General features: G+C 64.2%; 12 protein-coding genes. 5 read left to right on the top strand and 7 right to left on the bottom strand.

All coding sequences use genetic code 11. The annotated features are described in order from the left end of the window. Positions 1-194: 194 nt before the first annotated feature. The 3 genes from C479_RS08575 to C479_RS08565 all read left to right on the top strand — a co-directional run bounded on the left by C479_RS08575 (position 195) and on the right by C479_RS08565 (position 1,748). Positions 195-464: a glutaredoxin family protein gene (locus C479_RS08575; RefSeq protein ID WP_007700986.1), complete on the top strand. Its 270-nt coding sequence runs from the start codon at positions 195-197 to the stop codon at positions 462-464. After that, positions 464-1,081, top strand: a complete 618-nt coding sequence (locus tag C479_RS08570) for a redoxin domain-containing protein (RefSeq protein WP_007700982.1) — start codon at positions 464-466, stop codon at positions 1,079-1,081. The genes C479_RS08575 and C479_RS08570 overlap by 1 nt, the downstream gene beginning before the upstream one ends. Before the next feature lie 82 nt (positions 1,082-1,163). Beyond that, positions 1,164-1,748 (top strand): L-threonylcarbamoyladenylate synthase, encoded by a 585-nt coding sequence (locus C479_RS08565; RefSeq protein ID WP_007700979.1) that lies wholly within the window; start codon positions 1,164-1,166, stop codon positions 1,746-1,748. Between the two features lie 68 nt (positions 1,749-1,816). Here the strand turns inward: C479_RS08565 and C479_RS08560 are convergent, their stop codons facing one another. Further along, positions 1,817-2,482, bottom strand: a complete 666-nt coding sequence (locus C479_RS08560) for a CRISPR-associated protein Cas4 (protein WP_007700976.1) — start codon at positions 2,480-2,482, stop codon at positions 1,817-1,819. Positions 2,483-2,584: 102 nt separating this feature from the next. Continuing rightward, positions 2,585-3,172, bottom strand: a complete 588-nt coding sequence (locus C479_RS08555) for a hypothetical protein (RefSeq protein ID WP_007700973.1) — start codon at positions 3,170-3,172, stop codon at positions 2,585-2,587. A gap of 197 nt (positions 3,173-3,369) precedes the next feature. Between C479_RS08555 and C479_RS08550 the strand changes: the two genes are divergently transcribed. Then, positions 3,370-6,000, top strand: coding sequence for an ATP-binding protein (locus tag C479_RS08550; protein WP_007700969.1), 2,631 nt, complete (start codon positions 3,370-3,372; stop codon positions 5,998-6,000). A 423-nt stretch (positions 6,001-6,423) separates the two neighbouring features. Here the strand turns inward: C479_RS08550 and C479_RS08545 are convergent, their stop codons facing one another. The 4 genes from C479_RS08545 to C479_RS08525 form a co-directional block, all read right to left on the bottom strand. Further along, positions 6,424-6,813, bottom strand: a complete 390-nt coding sequence (locus C479_RS08545) for an SHOCT domain-containing protein (protein ID WP_007700967.1) — start codon at positions 6,811-6,813, stop codon at positions 6,424-6,426. Between the two features lie 451 nt (positions 6,814-7,264). After that, on the bottom strand, positions 7,265-8,137 hold the full coding sequence (locus C479_RS08535) for a transcription initiation factor IIB (protein ID WP_049907174.1): 873 nt from the start codon (positions 8,135-8,137) through the stop codon (positions 7,265-7,267). Positions 8,138-8,445: 308 nt separating this feature from the next. Next, the gene (locus C479_RS08530; protein WP_007700958.1) at positions 8,446-10,905 is read right to left on the bottom strand and encodes a DEAD/DEAH box helicase; all 2,460 of its coding nucleotides are present in this window, start codon (positions 10,903-10,905) and stop codon (positions 8,446-8,448) included. A 166-nt stretch (positions 10,906-11,071) separates the two neighbouring features. Next, a complete protein-coding gene (locus C479_RS08525; protein ID WP_049907173.1) occupies positions 11,072-11,326 on the bottom strand; it encodes a hypothetical protein in 255 nt (84 codons plus the stop codon). Positions 11,327-11,832: 506 nt separating this feature from the next. Between C479_RS08525 and C479_RS08520 the strand changes: the two genes are divergently transcribed. Beyond that, positions 11,833-12,426: a flavin reductase family protein gene (locus C479_RS08520; RefSeq protein ID WP_007700955.1), complete on the top strand. Its 594-nt coding sequence runs from the start codon at positions 11,833-11,835 to the stop codon at positions 12,424-12,426. A gap of 40 nt (positions 12,427-12,466) precedes the next feature. On the opposite strand, the gene C479_RS08515 is transcribed toward C479_RS08520, so the two are convergent. After that, on the bottom strand, positions 12,467-12,721 hold the full coding sequence (locus C479_RS08515) for a HalOD1 output domain-containing protein (RefSeq protein WP_007700953.1): 255 nt from the start codon (positions 12,719-12,721) through the stop codon (positions 12,467-12,469). Positions 12,722-12,758 lie beyond the last annotated feature (37 nt).

Below are 12,758 nucleotides of genomic sequence, written 5' to 3'. Positions count from 1 at the left end.
GGGCGATTCTGGACTGTGGGAGGAACCCTCTCCCCCTGCTCGCACGCCGCCGCGGCGCCAGTGAGCCCCTGTGAGCATCGTCGCCTGCGTGTCGTTCCGGAACCAGTGACCCTGCCAGCGACGAAGTGCCCACGGTCCCGGCGAGCCGTGCCGCAAGCCAACCGTTTTCGGACGCGATTCCCTATGGCGTGAGTATGACGAGCACAGCTTCCGACTCGATCACGCTCTATCGCCTGCAGGGCTGTCCGTTCTGCGAACGAGTCGTTCGCGTCCTCGACGACCTCGGTGTCGACTACCACTCTCACTTCGTCGAACCGCTTCACTCCCGGCGAAATGCGGTCAAACGCGCCGCGGGCGTGCGAACGGTGCCCGTCATCGTCGACGAGTCGACTGGCGTCACGATGGCCGAGAGTGAGAACATCGTCGCTTACCTCGAACGCACGTACGGCGAGGGTGGTGCCTGATGGTCGACTTCGACGTCGTCGACCTCGGCCCGGCCGACCACGTCGCCACCGGCGAGACGGCCCCGGACTTCACGCGTCCGCTGGTCACCGACGAGGGGTGGCACGACATCTCACTCGCCGACGCTACCGGCTCGCCGACCGTCCTCGTCTTCACGACGATGGCCGGAGCATTTCCCGCCGAATACACGCTCACCGAACTCCGTGACCGCGGCATCGGTGTGAGCGCGACGGACGCGGATCCAGATCGGACCGAGGACGGAGACAAAGCCGACGACGGTGCCACAACCGACGAGGAAGCGACGCAAATCGACGACCGACCGTCGACTGCGGCCGCCTCGGCGACCGTCCTGGCTGTCTCCATCTCGAGTCCGTACGAACTCGCTCCGTTCCTGCGCGACCACGACATTCCGTACGGCGTCTTCAGCGACCCGACGAACGCGGTCGCCGAGACCTACGGCGTGGTCCACGACCTCGACGGCATGGCCGGCATCACCGAACCGCGGCCGTCGATCTTCGTCCTCGACGGGGATCGAACCGTCGAGTACGCCTGGGTCGCCACCGAGTGGCCGGAGTTTCCCGACTACGACGAACTCGAGGCCGTACTCGCCGACTGGTAACCGAGGCGCTGTCTCGCCGCGTCGATGCAATGCCCACCGTCTGAGCGCTACTTTTTTGCCCCGAATCCCCGGAGTAGCGGGCATGCCCCCGATTCGTACGGCCGCCGACGCGATCGATGCCGGCGAGCTGGTCGTCTACCCGACCGAGACGGTGTACGGGCTCGGCGCCGACGCCCTCGATCCGAGTGCGATCGAGCACGTCTTCGAGGCGAAAGGAAGGGACCGAGACAAGCCGCTCTCGATGGCCGTCCCCTCCGTCCCCTCGGCGCTCGAGCACGTCAGGGCGACCGACCGAGAACGCCGATTCATGGCGACGTTCCTCCCTGGCCCGGTCACAGTCCTCTGTACGCGTCGCTCGTCGGTCCCGGACGTGCTCACGGCTGGTCGGGACCGAGTCGGAATCCGCGTGCCCGACCACCCGCTCGCGTTGCGCCTCTGTGAACGCGCCGGCACGCCGATCACGGCCACGAGTGCGAACGTGAGCGGGCGACCGAGCGTCCGTCGTCCGGACGAACTCGACGACTCGATCCGCGAGCAGGCAGCGGTCGTTGTAGACGGCGGCGAGACCGACGGAACCGAGAGTACGGTGGTCGACGTCGCCACCGACACCATCCACCGTCGTGGCGCACGCGCCGACGACATCGAACACTGGCTCACCGCGAACTGACGTCGGTCGCCGGTCTCGTTCTTCTCTCCGGTCATCTCGTCGTGCGGGCAGCGACCGTCACGTCGCCCCTATCGTCGTTCGAGCAACGATCGCAGTGTTCGGGTGCGGACGCCGCACTTGTGAACGTAGTCGCAGTGGTCGCACTTTGACCGATCGTTCGTTCGCGGTGGCGGGCCGTCGATCTCGCGGACGGTCCGGAGCGTCCGCCGGTAGGCGGCTTTCCGACGGGTCGTGAGGTCGATGCGTCGGATCACGGCGGCGGCTGGATACTCGACGTACGCCGACTCGACGGACTGTTTGCGCTCCCAGGCGAGGGCCTTCGCTGCCGCGACAGCGACGATCGAGTGACTCTCCCAGACGCCGCGATCGGGTGGCGTGCCCGTCGAGACGATAACCGGTTCGAGCGGCGCCTCGAACACCTTGTGGACGATGCCGCGACAGTCTCGCCCGTCGACCAGGACTTCCCGACTCGCCGGGGTACAGCACTCGCGCCAGCGATCGTGACGCGTCTTCGTGTCGGCCAGCCGTCGCTGGTACACTGCGGGATCGACATCGATCGGCTCGTCGGCGAGCGACAGTCGATCCGCACGGAGGAGTTCGTCGTACCGGAAGGCGAGCGATCTGACTCGCTCGACGTGCGGTGGCGGGTCTCGGTCGTCGTCGACCCACTCGTAGTAACACTGGCGCGGACAGAACGCCGCCGACCGGAGATCGCTGAACGTCACGTTCGCCATGGACCGTCCTGGCCGCGTCTTCCGATATAAACCGTCGGCCGCAGCTCTCGTCGCCGGCGCTTGGCACCCGCGGCTCGCCGTTACGTCGGTGTCGTGACCCGGCTAGAAGGAGACGTCGGTTTCCATGCCTTCCGTCGCGTCTTCGAGGCCGTCCTCTCGGACGTCGCTCGCCATGCGCGTCGACATTCCCGTATCCGCGAGGATGCTGTCGAACTCGTCACGGTAGCGGTCGTTGGCCGCCCGCGACTCGGCGTTCGCCTCGGCGATGGCCCGGTACCGGGCGACGTCTTCTGTGGCGCAGTCGAACTCGTCGGCGATGGTCTCGACCGACCCGTCGTGTTCGCGCAGGGCCACGAGATCGACGTCCTCGGCGACCTCGTCTCGCGTCAGGTGCATCGCCAGTCGTGCCTCGAAGACCTCGTCGGGGTCGGCGCCGATCTCCTCGGCGATGGCGTCGTCACTCGCCCCATCGTAGAACTCGCGTGCGACCGTTCGGAGCTCCGCTGTCGAGAGTGCGGTGTCGAACGCGTACCGGTCGCGAAGCTGTTCGATGACGGCGTCGAGGCGCTCGTCGACGCTTCGCTCGTCCTGTTCGAGCGAGCCCCGGTCTGCCTCTTGCGATTCGGTGACCGCCTCCTCGTCGGTCACCTCGGTGAAGATGTCCCGGAGTTCCTCGGTTTTCTCGTTCATGGGTGGGAACTCCCGACGGGCGCGTATATAAGCCTGTTGCCAGATCCCGTCACGTCGGAGTCGTCCCGGTCGCGCGGCGGCGATCCGACCGTCAGTCCGCCTGGGAGTGCTGCTTGCGCTCTCGGTGACTGTCACGCGCTCTAGTACCGCCTCGATTCACGCGGGTTTATACCGGATGGGGGCCCTAGGCCAGTGCAATGGCGCAAGCGGGGAACGCGGAACTCATCGACGAATTCGAGCAGTTCTTCCGCAACTACTACGACGCGGAGATCAAGGAACTCGCACAGCGCTACCCGGGCGAACAGCGCTCGCTCTTCGTCGATTTCGACGACGTTCACCGATACAGTCCGGATCTGGCGGACGACTACCTGGCCCAGCCCGAGCAGCTTCGCCAGTACGCGGAGGAGGCGCTGCGACTGTACGACCTGCCGATCGACGTGAGCCTCGGACGGGCCCACGTCCGCATCCGGAACCTCCCGGAGGAACAGACGCCCGAGATCCGCGAGATCCGGTCACAGCACATGAATCGGCTCGTGGCGGTCCGCGGGATCGTCCGGAAGGCCACGGACGTTCGCCCGAAAGTCGAGGAAGCGGCGTTCGAGTGCCAGCTCTGTGGGACCCTCACGCGGGTCCCGCAATCGACCGGCGACTTTCAGGAACCCCACGAGTGTCAGGGCTGTGAGCGACAGGGCCCCTTCCGGGTGAACTTCGACCAGTCAGAGTTCATCGACTCCCAGAAGCTGCGAATCCAGGAGAGCCCAGAGGGACTGCGCGGCGGCGAGACGCCCCAGGCGATCGATATCCACATCGAGGACGACATTACGGGCGAGGTCACCCCCGGCGACCACGTCTCCGCCGTCGGCGTCCTCCGGCTCGAACAGCAGGGCTCGGATCAGGACAAGTCGCCCGTCTTCGACTTCTACATGGATGGCATGTCCGTCGAGATCGACGAAGAGCAGTTCGAGGACATGGACATCACCGAGGAAGACAAAGCCGAGATCGTCCGTCTCTCCCAGCGCGATGACATTTACGACACGATGGTCGACTCCATCGCCCCCTCGATCTTCGGCTACGACCAGGAGAAGCTCTCGATGATGCTCCAGCTCTTCTCCGGCGTCACCAAGCACCTCCCCGACGGCTCGCGCATCCGTGGCGACCTCCACATGCTGCTGATCGGTGACCCTGGTACGGGGAAGTGCGTCAGCGGCGATACGCGTGTGACCCTCGCCGACGGGTCCAGGATCCCGATCCGTGAATTAGTCGAGGATAACCTCGACGAGCCGAAACCCATCGACGACGGCTGGTGGGACGAAATTGATATCGACGTTCCGTCCATGCAAGTCGACGGCTCGCTTGCCCCACAGGAAGCGACGAAGGTCTGGAAGCGTGACGCACCCGACCGGATGTATCAGATTCGGACCTTGAACGGGCGAGAACTCAAGGTGACACCGTCACACCCGCTTTTCGTCTGGATGGGGGCCGGATACGAAGCTGTCCGGAGCGAGGAGCTCTCTGTGGGTGATTTGATCGCCGTTACAACGCAAGCTATCGACGAACCGGACGCATCGGTAGCTGTCGCAACTGACGGTGGACGAGTTGACACAGCAGTCGAGACGGAAACGATCGAGTCGATTGAAGCTACTGAACCCGACGACGACTGGGTGTACGACCTCGAAGTCACCGGTACGCACAATTACGTCTCGAACGGCGTCATCTCGCACAACTCGCAGATGCTGTCGTACATCCAAAATATTGCGCCCCGGTCCGTCTACACCTCTGGCAAGGGTTCGTCGTCGGCCGGGTTGACGGCAGCCGCGGTTCGCGACGACTTCGGCGACGGCGACCAGTGGTCGCTTGAAGCCGGTGCGCTGGTCCTCGCCGATCAGGGGATCGCGGCGGTCGACGAGCTCGACAAGATGGCCCCCGACGACCGATCGGCGATGCACGAGGCCTTAGAGCAGCAGAAGATCTCCGTCTCGAAGGCCGGGATCAACGCGACGCTCAAGTCGCGCTGTTCGCTGCTCGGCGCGGCGAACCCGAAGTACGGCCGGTTCGACCAGTACGAACCGATCGGCGAGCAGATCGATCTCGAACCCGCGCTCATCTCGCGATTCGACCTCATCTTCACCGTCACGGACCAGCCCGACGAGGAGAAGGACGCGAACTTAGCCGAGCACATCTTGACGACGAACTACGCGGGCGAGCTGACGACCCAGCGCGCGGAGATGAACTCGACCGACGTCAGCGCCGCCGAAATCGAGGAGATGACCGAGTCCGTCGACCCGGCAATCGACGCCGACCTCCTCCGGAAGTACATCGCTTACGCGAAGCAGAACTGCCATCCACGGATGACCGAGGAGGCACGCGAGGCGATTCAGGACTTCTACGTCGACCTCCGCTCGAAGGGCGTCGACGAGGACGCACCGGTCCCGGTCACCGCCCGCCAGCTGGAGGCACTCGTCCGCCTTGCGGAAGCGAGTGCGCGGATCCGTCTCTCCGACACCGTCAGCCGCGAGGACGCAGAGCGTATCATCAAGATCACGCGAGATAGCCTCCAGGACATCGGGGTCGACCCCGAGACGGGCGAGTTCGACGCCGACATCGTCGAGGCCGGTCGCTCGAAATCCCAGCGCGACCGGATCAAGAACATCAAGGCCCTCATCGGCGACGTCGAGGAGGAGTACGACGACGGCGCGCCGATCGACGTCGTCTTAGAACGCGCCGAGGAGATCGGGATGGACGAGTCTCAGGCCGAACACGAGATCGAGAAGCTCAAACAGAAGGGCGAGGTCTACGAGCCGAAGACCGACCACCTGCGGACGACGTGACCCGGGACCAGCCCCGTCCGAATCTCGTCTAGTCCGCTGTTGACGGCCGCTCGGAGTTGATCCGATACGTCTGTTTACAACCTGTTGACCCGCCTACTCGCGGTCACAGACAAGCTTTCGGAACTTCTCGGCGAGTTCGGCGTGTGCTTCCATCGCGTCGAGAGACGACGGTGGCCTCGTTCACGTGTCAGCCCACATACGTTGCGCCTATATTGTATATTTAATTGATATAATCAAATTAGTTATTACTATGGCCGACCAATCGGCGGGTGCGGAGCACCCGTGGCTTCGGCGGCTTTTGGGGGTGTCGCCTGCTCCGCCCGCGCGGTCAACGCCATCCGAGACGTGGCTGATCGCGAGCGTGTTCACTCGCGCTCGTGATTCGGGCTGCTGGAACGATTACGGGCTCGACCTACCGCATTTTTACTCGTATTCCACGTTCCGGTCCCGCGACCGGTCGCGAACGCGGCTGTCCGTCTCCGTCGGGTCCGTGTCGAGCAGGTCGTCGACGCGGCGTTCGAACTCCGCTTCGTCGATCTCGCCGCGGGCGTAGCGCTCTCGGAGCGTCTCAAGCGGGTCCTGGCGCTTGCTGGCGACATCGTCCGTTCGCTCTCCTCTCTCGATGTCAAAATCCTCGTCGCTGAGTCCGGAGAGCACGCCGAGGAGCGGCACGAGCAGGAACCAGCCGACGATGAAGATGGCGAGCCCGATCGACGAATCCAGAAAGATGAGCGCGAGGGTGCCGATCGGCAGCGTCGCGACGGCGATCACCGGAATGAGGGCTTCGATCAGGGGAGATGTGGACCGGTGCATGACACCTCGTTGGCATAGCACTGAAAAAGCCGTTGTGGTCGGGCGCTTACGTTCCCCTGATTTCCAGTGGACGGATTTGTCCGATATCCGCTGAGTCGGCTCAGGACGTTCGTTCTCATTTGAACAATATTAATTCTCTCCCTCTCTAACAGTCAATTATAAGGCAGCTCCATTTCTATATAGATGTAGCGACGGACATCGGGTCTGCACCATCTCTATGGGCCGAAATCATGTAACTACGGAGGGAACCTCGAGGCGTACTGAAATCCTTCTGATCGGGCTAGTGATAGCTGGATCGTTCGTGCTGGGGTACATGACTAGAGCTATCCTGTTCTGGTTTGGATACGCTGTAGTGCTCGTTTTCTTGTACCTCTTCTGGAGGGCAGTAACGGCACTCGAACTGATCGCTGACGCCCAGTCTTGATGCCGTGGCAGTAGCGGTCGAAAAATCTCAATTTAGTTCCGCGAGTGTCTGGGCGGTCTTGCGAATCGTCACCGGGGCGACATCCGCCACAGAGCCGGCTTCGACCTGTGTGACGGGGCAGCCTTGGCGTTTCGCCGCCACGTACAGGCACGCGGCAGCGACGCCACAGGGATTGCGGCCGCCGATGGCGTTGTTGGCCACCAATCGCTCGATAAACGACCGGGCGAGCCGTTCGATGTCGGTCGAGAGGTCGAGTTCGGAGGCGAATCGAGGGATGTACGTCGTGGGTTCGATGGGTCCAGTCGGGAGTCCCAGCTCGCGGTTCATCGCGTCGTAGGCCGCTTTGAGCTCGGCGTCGGTCGCGCTCGCGCTGGCGACGACCTCGTCGATCGTTCGCGGGACCTCGAGCGTTCGGGCGACGGTGTAGACGCAGGCGGCGGCGAAGCCTTCGATCGACCGACCAGGGAGGAGGCCGTCGTTCTGGGCCGATTCGAAGAGGCGGCAGGCCTGCTCTCGTGCATCGAGCGGGAGTGAGAGCCGATCGACGAGTCCCTTGATCTGTGAGAATCCACAGACCTGGTTGCTGTCGGCTTTCGTGGCGATTCGCGCCCGATCGTGTTCGCGTCGAAGGCGGGCGAGTTGTCGGCGCTTTCGACCGGTGATACGCCCACGTGCCTCGTAGCCGATTTCGGTCGAGAGGCCGCGGTCGTGACGTGATCGAGTAAGGGGTGCGCCGGTCCGTCGTCGATCCGGTCCGTCCTCAAATGAGCGCCACTCCGGCCCATGGTCGATGGCGTCCTCCGCGACGACGAGGCCGCACTCCTCACAGCACAGTTCAGTGCCGTCCATCCGAAGCCTGCCATCACATTCGGGACAGTTATCGCTATCAGTTATGCCCATGCATAACTGCATGTAGAAACTCCTATACAATAAATCTATTGAACATATATAATTAAATGAATTTAGATGGCAGTGACGCTAACTCTGGTAATCTGTGCCGCGAGTCCGATGACAGTTTGCTCGAAAAAGCGTTCATCGGGGTTCGTTCCCAGAAGTTTCGATGGTTGTCGAAGCGCCATAGACAGCACTCTCACTCGTTTACTTTCGCTTCTACACGCTCACTCACCCGGTCGTGTCCTACTGTGGGTGCTGCGTGCGCAGTCTGCCACCCTACCATCCACCACCACGGCCACGTCGCCAGCGGCGGTTTACTCGGCGTAGTCACTCCCGACGACCTCGCGGATGCGTTCTGCCGTCACCGGTCCGACGCCCTCGACCTCCAGGAGGTCGTCCTCGCGGGCCGTCATGACGGCCTCGACGGTGCCGAACTCGGCCAGCAACGCCCTGGCCGTCACGGGGCCGATCTCGGCGATGGCGGAGACGACGTACTCCTGTTGCTCGCCGAGGGTCTTGTCCTGTTTCTCGCCGTGGACGGAGACCTCGCGGTCGGCCGTTTCCTGCTCTCGCCCGGCGATGACGGCCAGGAGTTCGGTCGTGTCGGCTTCGCTCTCGGTCCGCAGGACGCTCGCCCCGAAGTCAACGGCCAGGCTCGAGAGCGCACCCCGGATCGCATTCGGGTGGATGTCACGCTGTTCGTAGAGTCCCTCGCCCTCGACCACGACGACCGGCCGGCTGTAGTGGCGCGCCATCGCCCCGACCTGCTCGAAGACCGACCGATCGCCGCCGACCAGCGAGTCGACGAAGTCCGCCGTCGACTTGCGCTCGACGACGACACGATCCGAGCAGACGTAGTCGCCGACCGATAGCGTCTCCAGTCGAACCTCGGCGTCGTCGCGTTTCGAGAGGTCGCGGGCGATGTTCGCATCCATCTCGCGCTGGTCGGCGACGATTTCGACTGTGCCAGAATCGCCCGACGGCATCGGGGTCGAATCTTTTTCTCCACCTGAAACAGGGGGGTTGTCGGTCGACTCTTCGTCAGTTTCTGCCGCGAAATCCTGGAGGCCCGGCTGCTCGTCGACCCCTCCGTTTCGACTGGAACCACCGTCATTCCGAGCGCCAGTGCTGTCGCCGGCGTCACCCTCGCCTGCAGCACCGGCAGCCGGTGATTTGTCCCCATCGAAGTCGGCGAGCGAGTGCTGGGCGTCGTCGAGTTCGTCGGCGAGGTCGTCGGCCATGCTCTTGAGTTGGCGCAGTTCGGACTCCATCTCCTTCTCGCGCCGGCGCGAGATCCAGAAGTACGCCTCGTCGCGGGTGTCCTCGGCCATCAGGACGGCGACGCGTCCCTCGGACTGGCGACCGGTTCGGCCCTTGCGCTGGATCGAGCGGATGGCCGTCGGGACGGGTTCGTAGAAGAGGACGAGGTCGACTTCGGGGACGTCGAGTCCCTCTTCGGCGACGGAGGTCGAGACGAGCACCTCGAACTCGCCGGCGCGGAAGTCCTCCAGGGCGTCCTGCTGTTCGGTTTGGGTCATGCCGTCCGAGCCCTCCCGGTCGCCCTGGCCGACGAAGCGGCGGGCGTCGAAGCTTTCCGAGAGGAACTCGGTGAGCGCCTCCGCCGTGTCCCGCGATTCGGTGAAGACGATGACGCGCTCGCCGCCCTCCAGGCCGAGGGTTTCGGCCAGCAGCATGCGGGTCTTGGCGTACTTGGGGTGGAGTTCGTCGAAGCTCTCGGCCTTGCGCATCGCTTCGCGCACGCGTGGGTCGGACACCAGTCGCTGGCTCGCCTTCGACGCACCGGAGGAGCGAGCCTGGTTGCGCTGGCGTTCGAAGTACCGCCGCAGCGCCTCGACGCTCTGGGTCTCGACCAGCGTCACGGCCTGGCGGAGCTTCATCACCTCCGCGTGGGCGGACATGCCCTTGTAGCCCTCCGACTGGTCGTTGTTGATCAGCTTCTGCAGCTCCGCGCGCATCTTGTTCAGGTCCTTCTGGGACTGGTCGGGCTGGGTGGAGGAGGCGACGCCCAGTTCCTTCAGTTTCTCCAGTCGGTCGGTGATCACCTCGTTCAGCGCGTCGCGGATCTCGAGCACCTCGTCGGGGAGGTCGATCCGCTCCCACTCGACGTCGGTGTCGTGGGTGAACTCCTCGACGTCGGCGTCCTCGCGGGTCATCACGGCGACCTCCTGCAGGCCGAGGTTGTCACAGACGTCCAGGATTGCCTCCTCGTCGCCGCCGGGCGAGGCCGACATCCCGGTCACCAGCGGGTCGCGAGCGTCGGCGTGGTAGCGCTCGGCGATGTAGTTGTACGCGTAGTCGCCGGTCGCGCGGTGGCACTCGTCGAAGGTGCAGTGGGTGACGTCGGCGAGCGAGATCCGGCTCCCGACGAGGTCGTTCTCGATCACCTGCGGCGTCGCCAGGACGATCGTGGCCTCGTCCCACAGCGCCTGCCGGTCGTCCGGACTCACTTCGCCCGTGAACACGACGATCCCGTCGTCGGGGACCTGCAGCGCCTCGCGGTAGAACTCGGCGTGTTGCTGGACGAGGGGCTTCGTCGGCGCGAGCATGAGCGACGTGCCGCCCACCTCGTCGAGCCGTCGGGCGGTCACCAGCAGGCTTACCGTCGTCTTCCCGAGGCCCGTCGGGAGGCAGACGAGCGTGTCGTCGTCGGCTGCGGTGCCCGCGAGCTGGAGCTGATACAGCCGTCGCTCCAGGAAGTCGGGCTCCAGGAGGGGATGATCGATGGAGGGAACCTCCTCGTCCGTCACTGCCATTGAACGGGCTTCGTCACTGGATCGGTTAAGGGTTGAGATAGCGTGGTGGAAGTGGACCGAACGGCTAACTTCTCGTCCCGTTTCGGTACTGTTCGATAGATCGTAACCGCGGGACGACGCAATAATCGGCGTTAGCCGCACGTTCTCGCCGGACTGACGAACGACGTTACTCCTCAACCGGTCGCTCACCTCGTCGCGCGTGCGCTTTCAGTCGCTCTGAGAATTCTGAGAGGTTCATCCCGGCCGCGCAATCCGGACAGCAGAACCGTTCTGCCGTCTGATAGTCGTGCGACAACGCGGCTGGCGGCTCGGTGGTGACCCGAAACAGCCGCGCCGGTGCCACGTCCCGATCACACCGATAGCACTCCCGGTCGGGAGTCGATTCGCCGGTTCCGTCGCTCATTCGCTCGACGGATTTCATCCGAGCACCCCGCAGCTCTGGCAATCGAACCGACTGAAGGAACTCGGCACCCCATCCCCGAAAACGAAGCTCTGCGACGGATAGCGATACGACTCTCTAGGCAACGGGCGTGCGAGACCTTTTTGTCTCGAAGGTGCGTTTCGGAACATGGCGACTGAAAACCCTCGTGAGGGTTTCGGAAGCCACGTCTCGGGTGCCTCTAACACCCGGGGCATTTCTGCCCGTGCGGACGCGGCTTCCGTGCGGATGATTGACGTGAAGGGTAATATAGTTACTGGTGAATTAGTGGAATCAAGTCGACGATCACGATTGATTTCGACATCCCTCGCCGCGAACCCCTTCGCTTCCACTGGAACTCCCGTCGCCGGGTGAGTGCGAATAGGGCGTCACGAACGGGTGCGGCCGCCGATGTAGTGCACAGGCGGATGGCGGTGCCGTCTCATAGATCACCGGCCTGGATACCCGCCTCGAAAACCGCTTTGTAGCCACAGTTGCTACGTCCTCATGTGACAGAACACGACGTTTCCGACCTTTCGGCGCGCGAACGGGGTCGCCTGATGAAGACGGCCGTCTCGCCGCGACCGATCGCCTGGATCTCGACGCGGAGCCCCGACGGCGTGGACAATCTCGCGCCGTTTTCGGCGTACAACTACGTCTCCTCGGGCGAACCGGTCGTCTCCTTCAGCGTGCCGGCGGGCGACCGCGACGAACTGAAGGACACGGTGCGGAACGTCCTGGAGACGGGCGAGTTCGCGGTGAACGTCGCCGCCGAGGCGCTCGCCGAGGAGATGGACGCCACGTCTGCCTCGCTCGAACCCGACGAGAGCGAGTTCGACTTCGCCGAGGTCGAACGCGCGCCGTGTACGACGATCGACGCCTCGCGCGTGGCCGACGCGCCCGTCACGATGGAGTGTACGCTCTACGGCACGATGACCGTCCACGACCGGTTGCTCACGCTCGGCGACGTCCGCCACGTCCACGTCGACGAGGCCGTCCAGACCGACGGACAGATCGACGCGACGAAACTCGAGACGGTCGCGCGGCTCGGCGGCCCGCACTACACGGATTCCGATCCGATCGATCTCGAACGGCAGTTCTGAGCGCGGACAGGCGGTGTCGTCCGGCGATAGTGGGTTGGTCTTACTCGTCGGGGCCGCCCCTGACGAGGACGTTCCCGTCGGCGTCGACGACGACCGTGTACTCGCCGTACGCGAACCTGATTCGGCCGATGGACCGTCCCGCTCCCGCGAAGAGGGCCTGCAGGGCGTCGGGGTCGACGACGTCGTGGAGTGGCTGGAGTTCGGCCGGCTCACAGCCGCGGGCGGCCGCGACGGCGTCGACGATCGAGATCACGAGCTCGTCCGGACAGCCGCCGGTCGGCGCACTGGTCGTCATACGTTTCGATACCTTCTCCAGGCCCAATAGGATGGAC

The organism is Halovivax asiaticus JCM 14624 (genome assembly GCF_000337515.1).
GTDB lineage: Archaea > Halobacteriota > Halobacteria > Halobacteriales > Natrialbaceae > Halovivax > Halovivax asiaticus.
Note: the sequence above shows the minus strand (reverse complement) of the source record. Positions and strands in the feature narration are given on the sequence as shown.

Coding starts and splice junctions, on each gene's coding strand:
- C479_RS08575 (WP_007700986.1), top strand. CDS start 195: ATGACGAGCACAGCTTCCGACTCGATCACGCTCTATCGCCTGCAGGGC.
- C479_RS08570 (WP_007700982.1), top strand. CDS start 464: ATGGTCGACTTCGACGTCGTCGACCTCGGCCCGGCCGACCACGTCGCC.
- C479_RS08565 (WP_007700979.1), top strand. CDS start 1,164: ATGCCCCCGATTCGTACGGCCGCCGACGCGATCGATGCCGGCGAGCTG.
- C479_RS08560 (WP_007700976.1), bottom strand. CDS start 2,482: ATGGCGAACGTGACGTTCAGCGATCTCCGGTCGGCGGCGTTCTGTCCG.
- C479_RS08555 (WP_007700973.1), bottom strand. CDS start 3,172: ATGAACGAGAAAACCGAGGAACTCCGGGACATCTTCACCGAGGTGACC.
- C479_RS08550 (WP_007700969.1), top strand. CDS start 3,370: ATGGCGCAAGCGGGGAACGCGGAACTCATCGACGAATTCGAGCAGTTC.
- C479_RS08545 (WP_007700967.1), bottom strand. CDS start 6,813: ATGCACCGGTCCACATCTCCCCTGATCGAAGCCCTCATTCCGGTGATC.
- C479_RS08535 (WP_049907174.1), bottom strand. CDS start 8,137: ATGGGCATAACTGATAGCGATAACTGTCCCGAATGTGATGGCAGGCTT.
- C479_RS08530 (WP_007700958.1), bottom strand. CDS start 10,905: ATGGCAGTGACGGACGAGGAGGTTCCCTCCATCGATCATCCCCTCCTG.
- C479_RS08525 (WP_049907173.1), bottom strand. CDS start 11,326: ATGAAATCCGTCGAGCGAATGAGCGACGGAACCGGCGAATCGACTCCC.
- C479_RS08515 (WP_007700953.1), bottom strand. CDS start 12,721: ATGACGACCAGTGCGCCGACCGGCGGCTGTCCGGACGAGCTCGTGATC.